The 18,964-nt window shown below is 72.2% G+C and carries 17 protein-coding genes and 1 pseudogene; 7 read left to right on the plus strand and 11 right to left on the minus strand.

Going from position 1 to position 18,964, the window contains the following annotated elements; translation table 11 throughout:
* Positions 1 to 152: 152 nt before the first annotated feature.
* The gene (locus tag QCD68_RS13865) at positions 153 to 359 is read right to left on the minus strand and encodes a DUF3073 domain-containing protein (RefSeq protein WP_111074913.1); all 207 of its coding nucleotides are present in this window, start codon (positions 357 to 359) and stop codon (positions 153 to 155) included.
* A 162-nt stretch (positions 360 to 521) separates the two neighbouring features.
* On the opposite strand from QCD68_RS13865, the gene QCD68_RS13870 reads away from it, so the two are divergent.
* Positions 522 to 1,730, plus strand: a complete 1,209-nt coding sequence (locus QCD68_RS13870) for an NAD(P)-binding domain-containing protein (protein ID WP_301223431.1) — start codon at positions 522 to 524, stop codon at positions 1,728 to 1,730.
* 37 nt (positions 1,731 to 1,767) lie between these two features.
* Here QCD68_RS13870 and QCD68_RS13875 read toward each other — a convergent pair whose 3' ends face one another.
* A complete protein-coding gene (locus QCD68_RS13875) occupies positions 1,768 to 2,751 on the minus strand; it encodes an aldo/keto reductase (protein WP_301223432.1) in 984 nt (327 codons plus the stop codon).
* Positions 2,752 to 2,840: 89 nt separating this feature from the next.
* On the opposite strand from QCD68_RS13875, the gene QCD68_RS13880 reads away from it, so the two are divergent.
* Positions 2,841 to 3,230 (plus strand): MerR family transcriptional regulator, encoded by a 390-nt coding sequence (locus QCD68_RS13880; RefSeq protein WP_111074915.1) that lies wholly within the window; start codon positions 2,841 to 2,843, stop codon positions 3,228 to 3,230.
* Positions 3,231 to 3,263: 33 nt separating this feature from the next.
* Here QCD68_RS13880 and QCD68_RS13885 read toward each other — a convergent pair whose 3' ends face one another.
* The 7 genes from QCD68_RS13885 to yczE all read right to left on the minus strand — a co-directional run bounded on the left by QCD68_RS13885 (position 3,264) and on the right by yczE (position 9,704).
* Positions 3,264 to 3,704: a DoxX family protein gene (locus tag QCD68_RS13885; RefSeq protein WP_301223433.1), complete on the minus strand. Its 441-nt coding sequence runs from the start codon at positions 3,702 to 3,704 to the stop codon at positions 3,264 to 3,266.
* Positions 3,705 to 3,830: 126 nt separating this feature from the next.
* Positions 3,831 to 4,079, minus strand: coding sequence for a DUF3072 domain-containing protein (locus QCD68_RS13890; protein WP_111074916.1), 249 nt, complete (start codon positions 4,077 to 4,079; stop codon positions 3,831 to 3,833).
* 102 nt (positions 4,080 to 4,181) lie between these two features.
* Positions 4,182 to 4,970, minus strand: a complete 789-nt coding sequence (locus QCD68_RS13895; RefSeq protein ID WP_221851856.1) for a hypothetical protein — start codon at positions 4,968 to 4,970, stop codon at positions 4,182 to 4,184.
* A 27-nt stretch (positions 4,971 to 4,997) separates the two neighbouring features.
* Positions 4,998 to 7,244 carry an APC family permease gene (locus QCD68_RS13900; protein WP_301223434.1) on the minus strand — a complete coding sequence of 749 codons (2,247 nt, stop codon included), beginning with the start codon at positions 7,242 to 7,244 and terminating at the stop codon, positions 4,998 to 5,000.
* Positions 7,245 to 7,462: 218 nt separating this feature from the next.
* Positions 7,463 to 8,050, minus strand: a complete 588-nt coding sequence (locus tag QCD68_RS13905) for a PadR family transcriptional regulator (RefSeq protein ID WP_301223435.1) — start codon at positions 8,048 to 8,050, stop codon at positions 7,463 to 7,465.
* Positions 8,047 to 8,961, minus strand: coding sequence for a DUF4097 family beta strand repeat-containing protein (locus QCD68_RS13910; RefSeq protein ID WP_301223436.1), 915 nt, complete (start codon positions 8,959 to 8,961; stop codon positions 8,047 to 8,049). Before QCD68_RS13910 ends, QCD68_RS13905 begins: the two co-directional genes overlap by 4 nt.
* A 77-nt stretch (positions 8,962 to 9,038) precedes the next feature.
* Positions 9,039 to 9,704 carry a membrane protein YczE gene (gene yczE, locus QCD68_RS13915; RefSeq protein WP_301223437.1) on the minus strand — a complete coding sequence of 222 codons (666 nt, stop codon included), beginning with the start codon at positions 9,702 to 9,704 and terminating at the stop codon, positions 9,039 to 9,041.
* Positions 9,705 to 9,764: 60 nt separating this feature from the next.
* Between yczE and yczR the strand changes: the two genes are divergently transcribed.
* From yczR to QCD68_RS13930, 3 genes are all read left to right on the plus strand, one after another.
* The gene (yczR, locus tag QCD68_RS13920) at positions 9,765 to 11,204 is read left to right on the plus strand and encodes a MocR-like transcription factor YczR (protein WP_301223438.1); all 1,440 of its coding nucleotides are present in this window, start codon (positions 9,765 to 9,767) and stop codon (positions 11,202 to 11,204) included.
* A 115-nt stretch (positions 11,205 to 11,319) separates the two neighbouring features.
* A complete protein-coding gene (locus QCD68_RS13925) occupies positions 11,320 to 12,075 on the plus strand; it encodes a DUF6518 family protein (protein WP_301223439.1) in 756 nt (251 codons plus the stop codon).
* A 96-nt stretch (positions 12,076 to 12,171) separates the two neighbouring features.
* Complete coding sequence (locus QCD68_RS13930; protein WP_301223440.1) at positions 12,172 to 15,549, plus strand: efflux RND transporter permease subunit; 3,378 nt, start codon at positions 12,172 to 12,174, stop codon at positions 15,547 to 15,549.
* 19 nt (positions 15,550 to 15,568) lie between these two features.
* On the opposite strand, the gene QCD68_RS13935 is transcribed toward QCD68_RS13930, so the two are convergent.
* Together QCD68_RS13935 and QCD68_RS13940 are read right to left on the minus strand one after the other, a co-directional pair.
* Positions 15,569 to 15,844, minus strand: a complete 276-nt coding sequence (locus tag QCD68_RS13935; protein ID WP_301223441.1) for a hypothetical protein — start codon at positions 15,842 to 15,844, stop codon at positions 15,569 to 15,571.
* Positions 15,845 to 15,926: 82 nt separating this feature from the next.
* Complete coding sequence (locus tag QCD68_RS13940; protein WP_301223442.1) at positions 15,927 to 16,934, minus strand: alpha/beta hydrolase; 1,008 nt, start codon at positions 16,932 to 16,934, stop codon at positions 15,927 to 15,929.
* A gap of 66 nt (positions 16,935 to 17,000) precedes the next feature.
* On the opposite strand from QCD68_RS13940, the gene QCD68_RS13945 reads away from it, so the two are divergent.
* Positions 17,001 to 17,855, plus strand: coding sequence for a PPK2 family polyphosphate kinase (locus tag QCD68_RS13945; RefSeq protein WP_301223443.1), 855 nt, complete (start codon positions 17,001 to 17,003; stop codon positions 17,853 to 17,855).
* A gap of 322 nt (positions 17,856 to 18,177) precedes the next feature.
* A pseudogene (locus QCD68_RS13950) lies at positions 18,178 to 18,964 on the plus strand (DEAD/DEAH box helicase); the annotation flags it as partial.

The following is an 18,964-nucleotide window of genomic DNA, read 5'->3' on the forward strand; positions in this document are numbered from 1 at the left end:
TCGCAGGACCGGCTGCCGGGCAGCCCACCAGGCGGCAGTTCGTGCGACCTCGGCGACCGGCGAGCCGGCGACCGACGAGCCGGCGGACGGTCACGCCCGGGGACGACGAACGCCGCGCTGCCCGAGGGCGCGCGGCGTGATCGACCGGGAGGTCAGGCGGACTTGTTCGTGTCCGTCTGGTTCTCGAGGTCTCCTTCGTCACCGAACTCGTCGCCCCAACGGTCGACGTAGTCCGGCTCGTCCGACTGCTGTGCGACGGAGAGTTCGCGTTCGAGAGCACCGTAGTTCGTGTCCGGGCTGAAGTACTTCAGCTCCCGGGCGACCTTGGTGTGCTTCGCCTTCTGACGGCCGCGCCCCATGCGTGACCCCCTCTGTGTCGGCTCGTGTCCGGTCTCGGCGGGCAACGAGTGCGCACCCGGGAAGAACAGACGGTTCGTGGTTTGAAATCTGTCCGTCACTTTACCATGTACCCCGTTGCCGACTTCGCCCGGCGCGTCCCGAGCACAGCAGAATCGAGGGTGATGATCCGCCCAGCAGAACGAGCCCGCGTCGTCGTCATCGGTGCTGGTCAGGCCGGACTCTCGGTCGCGTGGCACCTGCAGCGCGCGGGGCTCGTCGCGGGCCGCGACCTGGTGCTCCTGGACCGCGCTGCGGGGACGGGAGGCGCGTGGCAGTTCCGGTGGGACGCCCTGCGGCTCGGCATCGCCCACCGGGTGCACGACCTGCCCGGGATGCACGAGATGGGCCTCCGGTTCGACGACGCCGACCGGTCGCGGCCGGCTCGGGAGGTCGTGTCCGAGTACTACCGCCGGTTCGAGGAACACCACGACCTCCGCGTGCGTCGGCCGGTCGGGGTCACGGCCGTCCGGCACGGTGACGACCCCGGACCGGGCGCCCTGGTGGTCGAGACCTGCGACGAGCACGGTGTCGTGGGGACGATCCGGGCCGAGGCGGTCGTCAACGCCTCGGGGACGTGGGGCACCCCGTTCGTGCCGTGGGTCCCCGGCCGCGATGCCTTCCGTGGCCGGCAGCTCGACACGACGGGCTACCGCGACGCGACGGAGTTCGCCGGGCTGGACGTGGTGGTCGTCGGCGGTGGCACGAGCGCGATCGGGTTCCTGCTGGAACTGGACGGCATCGCCCGGTCGACCCGGTGGTTCACCCGGCGTCCCGTCGTCTGGTCGGACGACCCGGCCCTGGCGACCGGCGCGGCCGTGGCGGCGGTCGCGGACCAGGACCGCGCTGCCCGGGCCGGTCGCACCCTGCCGAGCATCGTCAGCGGGACCGGGTTGCCGGTGTCCCCGAAGATCCGCCGTGGCCTGGCCCGGGGGCTCCTCGAAGCTGAACCGATGTTCACACGACTCGACGGCGACGGGGTCCTGACGGCCGACGGCGAGCACGTCCACGCCGATGCCGTGATCTGGGCGACGGGCTTCCGCGCCGACCTCAGGCACCTCGCGCCGTTGCACCTCCGGACCGAGGCGGGCGGGGTCGTCGTCGAGGACGGTCGGTCCACCGCCGAGCCGCGGCTGTTCCTCGCCGGCTACGGCCCCCAGGCCTCGACGATCGGGGCGAACCGGGCCGGCCGCCGGATCGCGCGCCAGGTGCTGGCCGTCCTGGCCGACGACGTGGCCCACACCCACACCCACACCGACACCGACACCGCCGGTGCTGCTGCCGCCGCGGACGATGACGCTGCTCCCGACGGGCAGACCGCCGCCGACGCCTGACCCGGTCGACGGGAGGGTGCGGGCCTCGTCGACCCGTTCAACCGCGATCGCGCGCCATCCCCGCCGCGGTGTTCCGCGCACCGGTGGCCGCGCCGTGCGGCGATGCGGCGTCGATCCGCGCGAGGTCGTCCGCCGTCAGCTCGACGTCCACCGCGGCCGCGTTCTCCTCGACGCGGGCGGCCTTCGTGGTGCCGGGGATCGGGACGGTACCGGCCCGGACCACCCAGGCGAGAGCGAGCTGCGCCGGAGTGATCCCCTTCTCGTCCGCGATGGTGCGGAGCGCCGCCACGATGCGGAGGTTGGCCGCGATCGCGTCGTCGGAGAACCGCGGCAGGTCGCGTCGGGCGTCACCCACCGGCAGGTCGTCCCGTCGGGTGAGCGTGCCACCGAGGAACCCCCGACCGAGCGGTGAGAACGGGACGAAACCGATGCCGAGTCCGCGCGCGGTGTCCAGGACGCCGTTGTGCTCGGCATCACGCTCGAACAGGCTGTACTCGGACTGGATCGCCGTGACGGGGAAGGTCGCATGCGCCCGGCGGAGGGTGTCGGCTGCGGTCTCGGAGACGCCGAGGTAGCGGACCTTGCCGGCGGTCACCGCTTCGCCCATCGCCCCGATGGTGTCCTCGATCGGGACGGCCGGGTCGACGCGGTGCAGGTACCAGAGGTCGACGTGGTCGGTGCCCAGGTGCGACAGGGACCGGTCGATCGCTCGTCGGGCGTGCTCGGGGGAGCCGTCCAGCCCGATCGGGACCCCGTCGTCGGTGAAGTCGGTGGCGAACTTCGAGGCGATGACGGCTCGGTCGCGGTCGGCACCGAGGGCGCGGCCGAGGAGTTCCTCGTTCGCGAACGGCCCGTAGGCCTCGGCGGTGTCGAACAGCGTGATGCCCAGGTCGAGCGCCCGCCGGATCGTCTCGACCGACCCGGTCTCGGTCGCGCCCCCGGAGAAGGCGCTCATCCCCATGCACCCGAGGCCCATCGCCGAGGTGGTCAGGCCCTGCGAGCCCAGTGTCGTCTGTTGCACGGTGTCGTCTCCTCGTCGTGTCGGTGTGTCCGACACGAGCAGAGCCTGGACCCTGGTGCGCACACCATGTCAAGTGGCAGCATCGGGGGATGCTCCTGCCGACCGTCCCGATCACCGACCCCGTGACGATCAGCGCTGCCGCGGAGCTGCTCGGGATCACCGTCGACACGATCCGGTACTACGAGAAGGAGGGCATCGCGCCCGCGCCCGATCGTGGGCCGGACGGCTGGCGCCGCTACGACGAGCGCGACCTCGCCTGGCTGGCGGGTGTCGTCATGCTGCGCGGGACCGGGATGAGCGTGGCCGAGATGCGCGAGTACGCGGCGGCGTACCGCGCGGGCGCCGACGACGAGCAGCGGTTGGCGCTCCTGCGGAGCCACCACGAGACGGTGCTCGCGCGGCAGGCGGAGGTCCGCCGGCACCTCGACGCCCTCGAACGGAAGATCGCGGCGTACGAGCAGCAGCTCGACGGCCGGTAGACCCGCCACCGGCCGTCGACCCAGGGCCGCTGGTCAGGCGGCGACGGGCTCCTGCGTGCCGCGACGCCCGCGCGACCGCCGCACCACGACGGCGTCGACCGAGTACCGCCCCGGTCCGGTGAGCGCGACGGCCAGGGACCCGGCAGCGAGGACGAGCACGTACTCGAACCCGCCGTCCTGTGAGAAGAACCCGGCGGGCAGGTGCGCCAGTGCTCCGGCCACGACCATGTCGACGGCAAGCAGGATGGCGACCACGCGGGTCGCGACGCCGAGCACCAGGAGTGCACCGCCGATCAGCTCGAGCCCGGCGACGAGGGGTGCGGCGACCTCGGCGAAGGGGACGCCCATGCCGGCGAAGCCCTGGGTGACGCCGGGGATCCCCTGGCTGAACTTCTGGGCACCGTGGGCGATGAAGACGACGCCGAGGACGACGCGGAGCACGGTCAGGCCGATGGAGGTCGATGTGGTTCGCATGCCCACGACGCTAAGTGGTGACGTGTCATCCAACCGGGGCGCCGGGGTGACTACCGGGGGTCTGTCAGGGGGATGCCAGACGGCGGTCCGCAGAACTGCGGACCGCCGTACAGCAACGACTGTTGCTCAGGAAGAAGCGCCGCGCCCGGTCTTCTCCTGCAGGCGCTCGATGTGCTCCGACGCCTCGGCCTTCGTGAGGTCGGCCGACAGTTCCTCGCCGGCTTCACGGGCGAGGGTGTCGAGGTAGCTGCGCTGCGGGCCGGTCATCGGCTCGTCGCCGGTGACCCACTGCTCGGGGTCCTTGCTCGCGGTGGTCGAGGGGTCCGGGCGTTCTCCGCCGAGGGTCTCCGGCTGGTTCTGGTCTGCATCACTCATGCCCCGGACCGTACGCCGCACCCCCGACCAGCGGCGCAGTCCGGCGTCCCCCGCAGGCCGTGAGCGGACAATGGGCATCCAGACGCATCGCCCGGACAGCACTCAGACCGGCGTCGCCGTGTACCGCACCAGGTCGCCGCCGACGTCGCTCGCGGCCACCGGCACGACCCGGCCGCCCCGCTCGATCCAGAGCGTGTTCGCGGGCTCGTCCAGTCGGTCCACCCGGTGCATCGACCCGTTCAGCAGGACCGCCGCGGTCACGTCGACCCGTCCCGACGCCGGACGCGGAGGCAGCCCCGGGACGTCGTCGGCGTACACCGGGTACTCGCCCGGGGACAGCACGGGGGTGACGGGCGTCGTCACGATCTCCACCCCGGACGCTCCGGTCAGGGTGTCGGTCACGCCGGACGACACGACGACGAGGCGGACCACCTGGTCCATCGGCAACGGCACGTCCGCCTTGGGTGCGTCCGCGGTGCCGGCCAGTGCACGGAACGCGGGCCGACCGTCGGCGGCGAGGTGGGCCTCCCGGCCGTCGATGCGGACGCGACCGCGCCCGCGGGAGTCGGCGAAGACGCCCGGCTCGAGCCCGGACCGCCGGGCGTCCAGGAGGCTCACCACGACCCGGTCGGGTCGGTACCAGTCGCGGAGCGTGGCCGGGTCCACCCAGCCGATGCTCGCGACACCGCGCGCCAGCTCGGCGGAGTCGTCCGCGGCACGCTCGTCGAGGGCGCCGAGCGGGTGCTCGCCGCGCACGGCGACCAGGCCGTCGTACCGGCCGTCCGGCGACACGGGCGGCTCGTGGTCGAGCACCTCGACCCGCTTCGACACCTTGCCGCCGTGTCCGTCGAAGGTCGCGAAGGTGCGCAGGGCCTCGGGAGCGGTCGTCATGGGGTCACATCGTACGACCGGGCACCGTCACGCATCGTCATCGTGCGGACGGGGGACCGGCGGGGTGGCCGCGACCAGCGAGCGGATCTCGCCGGTGCAGAGCGCCGGGTCGACGCCCTCGGCGGGGCCGGCGGGGCGGGTGGCACGACGGGAGGCCGGCGACGGCTGGTGCGCGAGCTTCTGCGGCTCCAGGCTGTTGCGCTGGGCGGAGCGGATGAGCCGGTCCTCCTCGGCCTCCGAGCGGAAGACGCCGTGCGGGGAGCGCCGGAGCGCCGGCCGGACGGGCTCGCCACGGCGGTCCTGCCCTGGGAAGGGTCGGGAGCGCTTGCCGTAGAGCAGTTCGGAGGAGTCGAGCAGCCACGGCACGAGCGCGACCGTGACGCCGTGCGTGAGCAGCAGCTTGCGGCGGATCCGACGACCGCGGTGGTTGTGGAGCAGGCCCTCCCACCAGTGGCCGACGATGAAGACCGGCGTGTAGACGGTGACGACCTCGGAGCCGTGCTCCAGCCGGTGCGCCTTGATGTACTTGATGAGCGGCATCGAGATGTCGCGGTACGGGCTCGGCACCATCGTCAGCGGGACCTCGATGCCGTGCTCGGCCCACTGTTCGCGCAGCCGTGCGGCGTCGGCGTCGTCGATGGCGACGTGCACGGCCTCGAGCCCGGCGTGCTCGGCGGCGATGGCGTAGTCGAGGGCCTTGAGGACGGGCTTCTGCAGCTTGTTGACCAGGACGATGGCGTGGTCGCCGGTGGCGCCGAACTCGGTCTCGACGTCGGCCTGGATCTCGTGCGAGACGTCCCGGTAGTAGCGGTTCACGCCGAGCATCAGCACGAACAGCACGGGCATGATCACGAAGACCAGCCAGGCGCCGTGCGTGAACTTCGTGATCGTGACGATGACGAGCACCACGAAGGTGAAGGTCGCACCGATCGAGTTGATCGTCAGGCTCCGGAGCACCTGCCCGCGGTTCACCGGCTCGTCCGCGGTGCCGGCCCGGTCGGCGCGGAGCAGGCTCACCCAGTGCTTGACCATGCCGCTCTGCCCGAGCGTGAACGACACGAAGACGCCGATGATGTAGAGCTGGATGAGGCTCGTGACGTTCGCCCGGTAGACGATGAGCAGCGCGGCCGCGACGAGCGCGAGCAGGATGACGCCGTTCGAGTAGATCAGGCGGTCGCCGCGGGTGGACAGGGCCTTCGGGGCGTACGAGTCGCGGGCCAGGATCGAGCCGAGCAGCGGGAACCCGTTGAACGCGGTGTTCGCCGCCAGGAGCAGCACCGCCGCGGTCGTCGCCTGGATGACGAAGAACAGCACCGAGTTGTTGCCGAACGTCGCCGCCGCGATCTGGGCGATCAGGGAGCGTTGCGGGGTGGTGCTGCAGTTCGCGAAGCCCTGCAGGTCACAGGCGCTCTCGGCGTAGTGCACGCGCGAGACCAGCGCGAGCGTGATGAGGCCGATGAACAGCACGATCGCGATGCCGCCCATGAGCACGAGGGTCTGCTGGGCGTTCTTGATCTTCGGGCGACGGAACGCCTGCACGCCGTTCGCGATCGCCTCGACGCCCGTCAGTGCGGAACAGCCGGACGCGAAGGCACGGAGCAGCAGCAGGATGAAGGCCGCCTGCGTGGTGTGCTCGACGTTCTGCACCGTGTACGCAGCGGACTCGGCCACGGGGGCGTTGCCGGCCGCGACCCGGACCAGGCCGGTGACGACCATCACGAAGACGCTCGCGACGAACAGGTAGGTGGGGACCGCGAAGGCCTTGCTCGACTCGCGGACGCCACGGAGGTTCGCGGCCGCCAGCAGCACGACGAACAGGATCGCGAGCTCGACGCGGAACTCGTTGAGCATCGGCAGCGCCGAGATGATGTTGTCCACGCCCGAGGCCACCGACACCGCGACCGTCATGACGTAGTCGACGAGCAGGGCACTGGCCACGACCAGGCCGGCACGTTCGCCGAGGTTCCGGTGCGCGACCTCGTAGTCGCCGCCGCCGGACGGGTACGCCTTGATGAGCTGCCGGTAGGACGCCACGACCACGACGAGCAGCAGGACGACCATCGCCGCCACCCACGGGGCGAACGTCAGGAACGCCATCCCGCCGAGCAGCAGGATCATCAGCAGTTCCTGCGGCGCGTACGCCACAGAGGACAGCGGGTCACTCGCGAAGATCGGCAGGGCCAGGTGCTTCGGGAGGAGCTGTCCCTCGAGTTTCTCCGAGGGGAGTGGGTCGCCGATCAGTCGGGCTTTCAACGACCGGGTCTCGTTGGTCACGAGCGACGAACTTACTCAATCGGTGGGCGAACGCAACACCGCGGGCCCGAACGGTATTCCGCCGTGACCGAACGGGATTCGACGAACCCCTCCGATCCGCGATGCGGCGCGGATCGAAGGGGTTCGGGGTGCTGTTCCTGAAGGAACGGACAGGGTGGGCCGACGTACCGGATCCGGACGGGAGGCGCGGCTCGCGACCGCCCCGTCGGCGCGGCCCGTCAGAGGGACTTGCGCAGTGCCTCCAGGCCGTCGCGCAGGCGCTGGACGGCCGCGTCGTCGAGCGTGCCACGTGCGGCACGGCGGCGGAGGTCGGCACGGAGTTGCTGTCGGAACACGGCGACGGCCATCTCGGCGTCGCGGAGGGACCGCACGCCCGCTGCCGGCACCGCGGTCGGACCGGCGTCGGCGGACCCACCGGACCCACCCGGCTCGGCGGCGGCCGCCAGGTCCGCACGGAGCGACTTCATCGCAGCACCGACCGAGGCGCGGACGCCGTCGGCCAGGGACTTGACGCTGTCGGTGACGCCGTTCTCGAGCTGGGCGACCTCGTCCGCACGGGCGTCGAGTTCGGCCCGGCCGGCGTCGGTGATGGCGTAGACGGTCTTGCGGCCGTCGGAGGTGCCGGTGATCAGGCCGTCCTCCTCCAGCTTCGCCAGGCGCGGGTAGACGGTGCCGGCGCTCGGGACGTAGGTGCCGCCGAAGCGGTCGCCGAGGGCGGTGATGACCTCGTACCCGTGCATCGGGTGGTCGGCCAGCAGGACCAGCAGGTAGAGGCGCAGGTGGCCGTGCGCGAAGACCGGGCTCATGCGACGGTCCCGCCCTGCTCGTCGAAGGACGGAGCGGTCGGCGCCGCCGGGGCGGGCGGTGCGTCGGGGGTGGTCGGTGCGTCGGGGGTGGTCGGGGGAGCGGGCGTGCTCGGCGCGTGGCCGTGCACGATCGCGACGTCGCCGGAGACCGAGTTGATGCGGACGTCGACGTAGGACCCGGAGAGCTCGCCGTCGGTCCGCGTGTACGACCCACGGGTGCCGCGGATCTCGGCGTCGTCGAACTGCAGACGGCCGGTCGCGGTGGTGATCGTGCTCGTGTAGGGCGTGCCGTGCTCGAGGCGCACGTCGACCGACCCGGACACCGTGTTCACCTTCACCTGGTCGGGGGAGCCGTGCAGGTCGAGGACGACCGCCGAGGACACCCCGTCCGCGGTGAAGCGGCGGATCTCCCCGGTGGCCACGACGTCTCCGGAAACGGTGCGGAGCGCGACGGCGCCGACCTGGTCGCGGAGGGTGGTCGTGCCGGAGACGGCGTTGACGACGACGTCGCCGATCACGCCGTCGAGGACGACGTCTCCGGAGACGCTGTTGAGCGTGGCGCCCCGCTCGGTGCCGGAGAGCAGCACGCCGGCGGAGACGACGCCGATGGTCACGGTGACGTCGCGCGGGACCAGGATGCTGACGTCGGCCCGGGCGCCGCCGCCGCGGAAGGACTTGAGGAACCCGAGGACGTCGTCCCAGCGCATCTGCGGGTGGTCGACGGTGAGGGTGTCGCCCTCGATCTCGACCTTGATGGGCTTGCCGGAGACCTGGTGGATCTCCACGCGGGCGGTCGGTTCGTCGTGCGTGACGACGTCCACCTGTCCGCCGACCAGGCCGATCCGCAGTGCGCGGACGATCCCGGTGTCGATGACCTTCGGCTCGTCGACGAGCCACTTCTCCTGTGCCATGACGTCTCCCTGTCCAGACGCGATGTGTCGCGTTCTGCTTCGACACGATACATCGCGTCTCCGCGGCGCGGCCAGGGTCAGTGCCGGATGCTCGGCGCAGGGTCAGGAACCGGCGTGGCGGGGGTGGGACGGGCCTCCCGGACCGGACTCCACGGGAACCGGCGGAAGTGGCGCATCAGCGGCTGGACCATCGGGCCGATCGCGAACGCGGCGACCACCGTGCCCACGCCGACGTCGCCGCCGAGCAACCAGCCGACGACGACCACCGTGACCTCGATGGCCGTCCGGGCCACCCACACCGGCCACCCGAGACGTTCGTGCAGCCCGACCATCAGGCCGTCGCGGGCGCCCGTGCCGAAGCCGGCGCCGATGTAGCAGGCCGTGGCGACCGCGAGCAGGACCAGACTGCCGACGAAGAGCAGGACGCGGCCGACCAGGGTGCCCGGCTCCGGGACCAGCCAGAGCACCAGGTCGGCGGCCGGCCCGATCGCCAGGGCGTTGCAGAGCGTCCCGATGCCCGGCTTCTGGCGCAGTGGGATCCAGAACAGCAGGATGACCAGGCTCGACACCGTCGTGATGACGCCGAACGACCACGGCAGGACGTTCTCGAGGCCCTGCGTCAGGACCGTCCACGACGAGACGCCCACGACCGCGCGGACCTGCAGCGCCACCGAGGCGCCGTAGAGGAAGAGGCCGACGGCGAGTTGCACGAAGCGCAGGGTCAGGGCGGTGGAGCGGGGCATGGCTCGATGCTCGCGCAGATTGGCCTGCTGTGCGAGAGCCAATCCGGCTACCGTGGACCCATGACGCCCGTCCTGCTCAGCGCCCGGTCCGTCGCCCTGCTGCTCCGCCACTGGCGCGCCGGGTCCGACGCCGCCGCCTACGAGGCGCTCGCCGACGCCGTCCGGGTGCTCGTCATCGACGGTCGCATCCCGCACGGCGCCCGGCTGCCCGCCGAACGCGGGCTCGCGACCGCGCTCGGCGTCTCCCGCACCACCGTGGCCAACGCCTACGCGCGCCTCCGTGAGGACGGCTACCTCACCTCGCTCCGCGGCTCCGGCAGCGTCATCCGCCTGCCGCTCGAGGGACGGCCGGACCCGGAACACCTGGCCGGCGTCGTCCCCGACGACCTGCTCGACTTGCGCAAGGCCGCGCTCCGCAGCGCACCCGGCGTCGCCGAGGCCGTCGAACGGGCGATGCGGCACCTGCCGGCGGCGCTCGCCGGGATCGGGTACGACACCGTCGGTGACGCCGGTCTCCGTGCCGCGATCGCCGACCGCTACACCGCACGGGGCCTGCCGACCACCCCGTCCGAGGTCGTCGTCACGATCGGCGCGCAGCACGCCATCGCCCTGCTCGCCCGGGTCCTGGTCCGCCGCGGGGACCCGGTCCTGGTCGAGTCGCCGACGTACCCGCACGCCCACGAGGTCCTCCGCGAAGCCGGCGGCCGACTCGTCTCGGTGCCCGTCGACGTCCGCGGTGGCTGGGACGAGACGGTGCTCGACGCGACGATCCGGCGCTCGGCCCCGACGCTCGCCTACGTCATGCCCGAGCTGCACAACCCCACCGGCGCCACGATGGCCGACTCCACCCGCCGGGTGCTGCTCGAGGCCGCCGCCGCGGTCGGCACGGTCGTCGTCGCCGACGAGACGATGGGGGAGCTGCGCATCGACGGGGTCCCCTCGCGGCCCCTCGCCGCGGACGCGCCCGGTCAGGTCGTGATGGTCGGGTCGGCCGCCAAGGTCTTCTGGGGCGGGCTGCGGATCGGGTGGGTGCGCGCCGCCCCGGAACTGCTGCAGCGGCTGCTCCTCGCCCGGCCCACCGGCGACCTCGGCACGCCCGTCCTCGACCAGCTCGTCGCGCGCGAGCTCGTCCCGCAGACCGAGGCCGTCCTGGAGGCCCGGCGTCACGTCCTCCGCGACGGTCGCGACGGTCTCGTGGCCGCGCTCCGGGCACGACTGCCGGAGTGGGACGTGCCGTCACCGGCGGGCGGGCTGACCCTGTGGGTCGGGCTCGGGGAGCCGGTGTCGAGTGCCCTCGTGCTCGCCGCGCGGTCCGAGGGGGTGGTGCTGGCCTCGGGCGGGGTGTTCGGGCCGGACGGTGGGTTCGAGCGGTCGCTGCGGGTGCCGTTCACCGTGACCGGGGCGGACCGGGAGCGGCTGGTCGGGGCGTTGGCGCGGTCGTGGGAGCGGGTCGGCGGGGCCGCGGTGGCGACGCGGGGGTCGGCGGCGGCGGTGGTGTGAGGCGCGTGCGACGCGCTGCGTCTGCTCGTCCCTTCTCCTTCTCACTCTCGCGGGGGATGCGGGTGGCCCTGGCGGGTGACGCGGTGACCGGTGCGGAAACGGCAGCATCGGGACCATGCACAGCACCCTGTCCTCCTCGTCCGCCGCACTGCCGGGTACGTCGTCGGGTGCGGGCTCGTCGGGTTCGTCTGGTTCGTCGGGTTCTCCTGGTTCGTCGGGCACGGACCCGTCGCACGCGGTGCCGCCGCTGGCCCGGGTCACGATGGCGTTGACGGGTGCACTGCTCGCCGGGGTCGCCACGAGCTTCGGGCAGGCCGTGCCCGGACTCGGCACGGTGTCGAACTCCGCCGGACCGTGGTTCGTCGGCGCGGCGCTGCTCGTCCTGGCGGCGGGGGTCGGGCGGGGGAGTCGTGGCGGCAGCCGGACCAGCAGGCTGCGGGTGGCCCTGGCGATGGTGCTCGGGGTGGTGCTGCTCGAACTCATGCACATCGGGTACTGGGCGGCCACGAACCTGCGCGGCTTCGTCGACACCCTCTCGCTCACGAACTTCTGGGTCGTGATGGCACTGCCGGCCGGGCTGCTGGCCGGCGCGGTCGCCGTCGCCGTGCGGTCCTCGGACGGCCGCTGGCGGGGTGCCGCCGCCGGGATCACCGCCGCCGTGCTCATCGGCGAGGGGGTCCGCGGACTGCTGCAGGTCGCCGCGACCACCGGTTCGACGACGTGGATCGTCCAGATCGCCGTCGGGGTCGCCGTGGTCGTGGTGGGGATCGCGCTGGCCCGGACACCGGTCGGCCGGGTGGTGGCGCTGGGCACCGGGATCGTCGGGTCGGTCGCCGTCGCCGTCGTCTACGTCGGGATCGCCTGGCTCTGAGCGCACCGCTCCTGCACGGCCTGCCGAAACTGCACGTTCGTCCACAGAGTGCACCGGCGAGGCGCGCGCGGGCTCTGCGGCTGCGAGGATCGAGACGTGCACCTCCTCTCCGTCTTCAGTCTCCGGAACCGCGCCCTCATCGCCCTCGTGACGATCGTGGTCGCCGTCTTCGGTGGCGTCGCCCTGTCGAGCCTGAAGCAGGAACTCATCCCCAGCGTCGAGTTCCCGCAGGTCGCCATCGTCAGCGCCTACCCCGGAGCCACGCCAGAGGTGGTGTCCAACGACGTCTCGACCAAGATCGAACAGGCGATCCAGGTCGTGCCGGACCTCGAGTCGACCAGTGCGACCTCGTCCACCGGGCAGAGCGTCGTGTCCGCCTCGTTCCAGTACGGCTCGAACCTGGCCAGCGCCGAGGACAAGATCCAGACCGCGGTCAACGCCCTGTCGCTGCCCGACTCCGTGCAGACCCAGATCGTCACCGGGTCGTTCGACGACCTGCCGGTGCTGCAGGTCGCGGTGTCGGCCTCCGGCAACCAGGAGCAGCTCGTCGACCGGCTGCAGGCCTCGGCGATCCCCGACCTCGAGAAGCTCGACGGCGTGCGCCAGGCCGACGTCTTCGGCAACCCGGGTCGCCGCGTCGTCATCACGCCGAACCAGGACGAGCTCGCCGCCCGGGGGCTCAGCCAGACGGCCATCTCCGACGCACTCGACGACAACGGCACGCTGATCCCCGGCGGCACGCTGACCGAGGACGGCTCGACGCTGTCCGTGCAGACCGGTGAGCGGATCGCGTCGCTCAAGGACATCCGTGACCTGCCCCTCACGAGCTCATCGTCGGGGTCGAGCTCATCGTCGGGGTCCGGCTCCGGCGGCTCGACGTCCGGCGGCGGTGCCACGGGTGGTGCCGCCACCGGCGCCGGTGCGGCTGCACCCGGTGCGACCGGTGCGACCGGTGCGACCGGTGCGACGGCGACGGGTGGCACGAGCACCTCCGCTCCGACCGACGGCACGGCGACCGGCGGCGCGACCACCGCGGCGCCCCCCACCGACACCACGCTCGGCGATGTCGCCACCGTCGCGATCAAGGAGTCCCCGCGCACCTCGATCAGCCGCGTGAACGGCCAGCAGGCGCTGACGATCTCGATCACGAAGACGCAGGAAGCCAACACCGTCGACGTCTCGAAGACCGTGCGGGACGCCCTGCCCGGCATCGAGAAGAAGATCGACGGCGACCCGCGGTTCACCGTCGTCTTCGACCAGGCGCCCTACATCCAGCAGTCGATCGACTCCCTCGCCGAAGAGGGCCTGCTCGGCCTCGGCTTCGCGGTCATCGTGATCCTGGTCTTCCTGCTCTCGTGGCGATCCACCCTGGTCACCGCGATCTCGATCCCGACCTCGGTGCTCCTCGCCGCGATCGGCATGCGCGCCGCGGGGTACACGCTCAACATCATCACGCTGGCGGCACTGACCATCGCGATCGGTCGCGTGGTCGACGACTCCATCGTCGTCATCGAGAACATCAAGCGGCACATGGTGCCGGGCGTCGACCGCGGACGGGCGGTGCTCGACGCCGTGCGTGAGGTCGCCGGCGCCGTCACCGCTTCGACCCTGACGACCGTCGCGGTCTTCCTGCCGGTCGCCTTCGTCGCCGAACTGGTCGGTGAGCTCTTCCGGCCGTTCGCGGTGACCGTCACCCTGGCGCTCATCGCCTCGCTGCTCGTGTCGCTGACGATCGTCCCGGTGCTGGCGTACTGGTGGCTCCGGCCCGCGAAGGCGAAGCAGGGCGAGGCAGTGGCCTCGCCGGCGGAGACCGACCCGGCCGCTGCCGACCCGGCCGCTGCCGACCTCGACACCATCCGTCCGGGGTCCGAGGGCGCGCTCGCCTCGGCCGACGACCTGCACGACGCCGGGACCTCCGACCGGTTGCGTCGCGTGTACCTGCCGGTGCTCCGCTGGGCCGTCCGCAAGCCCGTGGTCGTCGTGCTGCTCGCCGTGGTCGTCCTCGGCGGCACGGTCGCCTCGCTGCCGTTCGTCACGACGAACTACCTCGGCGACTCCGGGCAGAACACGTTCACCGTCACGCAGGACCTGAAGGCCGGCTCCAGTCTCGCCGTGCAGTCCGACTCCGCACGCAAGGTCGAGCGGGCGCTGCAGGACGTCTCCGGCGTCGACACCGTGCAGACCACCATCGGCACGAGCGGCCAGTCCATCCAGGCGGCGTTCGGCGGGGGCGGGACAGCCTCGGTGCAGTACGCCGTCACGACGGACGCCGACGCCGACCAGACGACGATCCAGGCCGACGCCCGGAAGTCGCTGAAGCGGATCGACGGCGTGGGTGAGATCACCATCGCGTCCTCCGGTGGTGGCTTCGGCGGCAGCAGTGACATCGAGGTCGACGTCACCGCACCGACCCAGTCACAGCTCGAGACCGCGTCGCAGAAGGTCTTGAAGACCATGCAGTCGGTCAAGGACACGACGGCCGCGACGAGCAACCTGTCGGCGGCGGAGCCGTTCCTGGCCGTCCGCGTCGACCGTGCGAAGGCCGCGTCCCTGGGGCTCACCGAGACCCAGGTCGGTGGCCTCGTCGCCGCAGCGGTCTCGCCGCGGGACACCGGCAGCATCGAGATCGACGACGCGACGCTCGACGTCTACATCGCCGACGCCGAGCCGCCGACCACGATCGCGGCCCTCCGTGACCTCGACGTCCCGACGAGCACCGGCACCGTCAAGCTGACGGACGTCGCGACGGTGGAGAAGTCCGAGGGACCGACCACCGTCACCACGACGAACGCGGCCCGCACGGCCACGATCACCGTGACACCGGACGCGTCGAACCTCGGCGCCGCGGTGCAGTCCGTCACCAAGGCGGTCGACCAGCTCGACCTGCCCCGTGGTGCGACCGCGTCGATCGGTGGTGTCGCCGCCAGCCAGTCGTCCGCGTTCTCGCAGCTCGGCCTGGCACTCGTCGTCGCCGTCCTGATCGTCTACGTGATCATGGTCGCGACGTTCCGCAGCCTGCTCCAGCCGCTGATGCTGCTCGTGTCGGTGCCGTTCGCCTTCACGGGTGCACTGCTGCTGCAGATCATCTCCGGGGTGCCGCTCGGCGTCGCGTCGCTGATCGGTCTGCTGATGCTGATCGGCATCGTCGTGACGAACGCCATCGTGCTCATCGACCTCGTCAACCAGTACCGCAGACGAGGGCTCCGGGTCCGTGATGCCCTGCTCGAGGGTGCGGCCCGTCGTCTCCGGCCGATCCTCATGACGGCGACCGCGACGATCTTCGCGCTGCTGCCGATGGCGATCGGGCTGACCGGCAAGTCCGGCTTCATCTCGCAGCCGCTCGCCCTCGTCGTGATCGGCGGTCTGGTGTCGTCGACGCTCCTGACGCTCGTGGTGCTGCCCGCGCTGTACGCCCTGGTCGAGGGTGCGCGCGAGCGTCGGGCCGAGCGGAAGGCCGCACGGACGCAGTCGTAGGCGCCCGGCGGTCGGGGGCTCAGCGGTCGCTGGGCTCCCGGTCCGCCGGACGGAACCACGACACGACCGCGCACGTCAGGGTGACGAGGAACACGAGCGCTCCGAGCTGCGCGACGACGGACACCTGCCCGACGGCGGCCCCGTAGCCGCCGAAGGACACCGCGACCAGGAACGACAGCCCGAGCAGCAGCTCTACCGAGGTCCGGACACCGGTCAGGGGAGCGGTGAAGGGGCGCGGTGCGCGGGGGACCGGTGTCTGGGCAGGGGGCATCGGGGCGGAGGGCGTGGAGGTCACCCCGGAAGTCTGGCGACCCGACCGGTTCGCCGGCAGTCCCGCTCCGGGTGCCACCCGCCCGGGGGCGTCAGCGCAGGGGGAGTCAGCGCAGGCCGGCGTGGAGGAAGTTCGTCACCCGTCGACTCATCGCCTGGTCGAGCTGCGCGATCGAGTGCGCCGAGCCCTGCACCGCCACGAACGTCACCGGCACGCCGTGCGAGCGCAGCGTCGAGGCGAACCGCTGCGACTCCCACAGCGGGATGAACTCGTCGGTGGAGTGCCCGATGAAGAACGGCGCCGTGGCCTTCGTCACGTGGTACTCCGGCGAGGCCCGCTCGGCTGTCGGGCAGGCGCGGTAGGACGCACATCCGAGGTAGAGCAGCTGCTTCCGCTGGAACGCCGCCGCGACACCGTCCGACCCGGTCGAACGGGCCGTCAGATCAGTCGGGCCGCTGAGGTCCACGACCGCCCGGATCCGGAAGCCGTCGGCGTACGCGGTCGACTCGTGGTCCTGCACCGCGAGCATCGCCGCCAGGTTGCCACCCGCGCTCCCGCCGAACACGCCCACGCGTCCGGGGTCGACGTCGTACGTCTGCAGCGTGGACTGTCGGAAGACGAAGTCCAGGGCGCGGCGCACGTCGTCGAGCCCAGCCGGGAAGGGGTCCGTCGGTGCCAGGCGGTAGTCGACGTTGAAGGTCACGAAGCCCTCGGAGGCGAGGTACTGGCACACGGAGCGGTACGCGGCGGTCGCCTTGTCGCCGTGCGACCAGCTGCCGCCGTGGATCATCATCACCGCCGGACGGGAGCCGACCTCGACGCGGTCGGGGGCCTCCGTCGGCGCGGCCGTCGGTGTCGCCGTCGGAGTGGCGGTGCTCTCCGGCGGGCTGTCGGCCGGCAGGCACACGTCGAGCTGCTGCAGCGGGTCCCGGCCGTAGGGGACGTCCTGGACGACGTCGATGCCGTGGTACCGCAGCGACAGCGGGTAGATGACCGGTCCGGCGGTGACCGTCGAGTTCCGGTCGCCCGTGCCGTCGGCGCTGCAGGACGCGGCGGCGCCGACGATCGCGACCGCGGCGACGAGCGCGAGCAGGAGACGACGGCCGGACTTCATCGCCAGCCACGCTACATGGGGTGGCCGCGGGTGCCAGGATGGTGGTCCCACCCGCAGGAGGATCCCGTGAGCCGTCAGAAGTCCTGGAACGCCGATCCGGAACCGCTCCTCCGCGTCGGTCCCGGGTTCCGACTCGACACCGTCGACCCCGACGGCACGCCGGGGTTCCCCGGCCGGAAGATCGACGGGCTCGAGGCGCTGGCCGCCGGCGCCTCCCGGCTCACCGCCCTGCAAGAGCGTCTCTGGGCAGCGGCGACCGCGGGCGACCAGCGGCGTGTGCTGCTCGTCCTGCAGGCGATGGACACCGCGGGCAAGGGCGGCATCGTCTCGCATGTCGTCGGCGCCGTCGACCCGAACGGCGTCCACTACGCCGGCTTCAAGGCCCCGACGGCCGAGGAGCGCGAGCACGACTTCCTCTGGCGCGTCGAACGACAGCTGCCGGACGCCGGACAGCTCGGGGTGTTCGACCGGTCCCACTACGAGGACGTCCTGATCCAGCGCGTCCGCGGGCTGGCGGAACCGGCGGAGATCGAGCGGCGCTACGGGGCGATCGTCGACTTCGAGTCGCGCCTGGCCGAGCGGGGCACCACGGTCGTCAAGGTGATGCTGCACATCTCGAAGGACGAGCAGCGCGAACGGCTCGGTGACCGGCTGGACCGGCCGGACAAGCACTGGAAGTTCAACCCCGCGGACATCGACGAGCGTCTGCGCTGGGACGAGTACCAGCAGGCGTACCAGGTGGCGTTCGACCGCACGTCGACCGAGCAGGCGCCCTGGTACGTCGTGCCGGCGAACCGCAAGTGGTACGCCCGCCTCGCCGTGCAGCAGCTCCTGCTCCGCGCCCTCGAGGACATGCACCTCTCGTGGCCGGCTGCCGACTTCGACGTGGCCGAGCAACGACAGCGCCTCGCCGAGTCCTGACCCGCTGCGGGTCCGGGCCTGCGGGTCCGGGCCCGCGGCGATCCGGACTGGAGGCCCGGCGCACCCCCGTCACGGCCCCGCCGTCCTCGACGGGGCTGGCCCGCGTCCACCGACGGGGCTGGCCTTCGTGCACACGGTCGCGTAGACTCGCTCGGTCGGCCTTCGACACCGTGGCTCGCGAGTCGCGGACGTGTTTGGGTGTTGTGTAGTTCGAGGGCTGGAATCACGTCGATCGACGACGCGATGAACCCCCTCTCCACGAACCGCCCCCGCCGATGTCGCTGCCGGGCCGCGTGGTACGTCTGCACCCCGGAAAGAACACATGGCCCCGTACGACAAGGGCGCGAACTCGCGCGCCGACCGCTCCGACCGCGCTCGTCACCCGAACGGCACCCCCGCCGCTCGCAGCGCCAAGCACCGCGGCTTCCGCGCCCCCGAGCCCACCGCCCCGCGCCAGAAGCAGCGCTGGGACGCCGAAGAGCGTCGCTCCCGTCCGTCGTCGGGGGAGCGCCCGAACTGGGAGCCCCGCGACAGCCGCGGCAGCCGTCCGGTGTGGGAGCCCCGCGGTGCGGGTCGGCCCGCACGCGGTGACGACCGCGCCCCGCGCAGCTTCGACCGCAACGACCGCGGCCCCCGTCGGGACGACGACCGCGCACCCCGCCGCGACTCCGGCGACCGTGCCCCGCGCAGCTTCGACCGCAACGACCGCGCGCCCCGTCGTGACAACGACGACCGCCCGCGTCGTTTCGACCGTGACGAGCGCGCTCCCCGCAGCTTCGACCGCAACGATCGCGCTCCCCGTCGTGACAACGACGATCGCCCGCGTCGCTTCGACCGTGACGACCGCGCGCCCCGTCGTGACAACGACGCCCCGCGCTCGTTCAACCGTGACGACCGCGCGCCGCGTTCGTTCGACCGCAACGACCGCAACGACCGCGCTCCCCGGCGGGACAACGACGATCGCCCGCGTCGCTTCGACCGTGACGAGCGCGCTCCCCGCAGCTTCGACCGCAACGACCGCGCTCCCCGCAGCTTCGACCGCAACGACCGCGCTCCCCGTCGTGACAACGACGCCCCGCGCTCGTTCAACCGTGACGACCGCGCGCCGC

Source organism: Curtobacterium sp. PsM8 (assembly GCF_030433875.1).
GTDB lineage: Bacteria > Actinomycetota > Actinomycetes > Actinomycetales > Microbacteriaceae > Curtobacterium.

Coding starts and splice junctions, on each gene's coding strand:
- yczE (WP_301223437.1), bottom strand. CDS start 9,704: ATGCCCCGCTCCACCGCCCTGACCCTGCGCTTCGTGCAACTCGCCGTC.
- QCD68_RS13890 (WP_111074916.1), bottom strand. CDS start 4,079: ATGAGTGATGCAGACCAGAACCAGCCGGAGACCCTCGGCGGAGAACGC.
- QCD68_RS13905 (WP_301223435.1), bottom strand. CDS start 8,050: ATGAGCCCGGTCTTCGCGCACGGCCACCTGCGCCTCTACCTGCTGGTC.
- QCD68_RS13895 (WP_221851856.1), bottom strand. CDS start 4,970: ATGACGACCGCTCCCGAGGCCCTGCGCACCTTCGCGACCTTCGACGGA.
- QCD68_RS13870 (WP_301223431.1), top strand. CDS start 522: ATGATCCGCCCAGCAGAACGAGCCCGCGTCGTCGTCATCGGTGCTGGT.
- yczR (WP_301223438.1), top strand. CDS start 9,765: ATGACGCCCGTCCTGCTCAGCGCCCGGTCCGTCGCCCTGCTGCTCCGC.
- QCD68_RS13885 (WP_301223433.1), bottom strand. CDS start 3,704: ATGCGAACCACATCGACCTCCATCGGCCTGACCGTGCTCCGCGTCGTC.
- QCD68_RS13940 (WP_301223442.1), bottom strand. CDS start 16,934: ATGAAGTCCGGCCGTCGTCTCCTGCTCGCGCTCGTCGCCGCGGTCGCG.
- QCD68_RS13925 (WP_301223439.1), top strand. CDS start 11,320: ATGCACAGCACCCTGTCCTCCTCGTCCGCCGCACTGCCGGGTACGTCG.
- QCD68_RS13865 (WP_111074913.1), bottom strand. CDS start 359: ATGGGGCGCGGCCGTCAGAAGGCGAAGCACACCAAGGTCGCCCGGGAG.
- QCD68_RS13880 (WP_111074915.1), top strand. CDS start 2,841: ATGCTCCTGCCGACCGTCCCGATCACCGACCCCGTGACGATCAGCGCT.
- QCD68_RS13910 (WP_301223436.1), bottom strand. CDS start 8,961: ATGGCACAGGAGAAGTGGCTCGTCGACGAGCCGAAGGTCATCGACACC.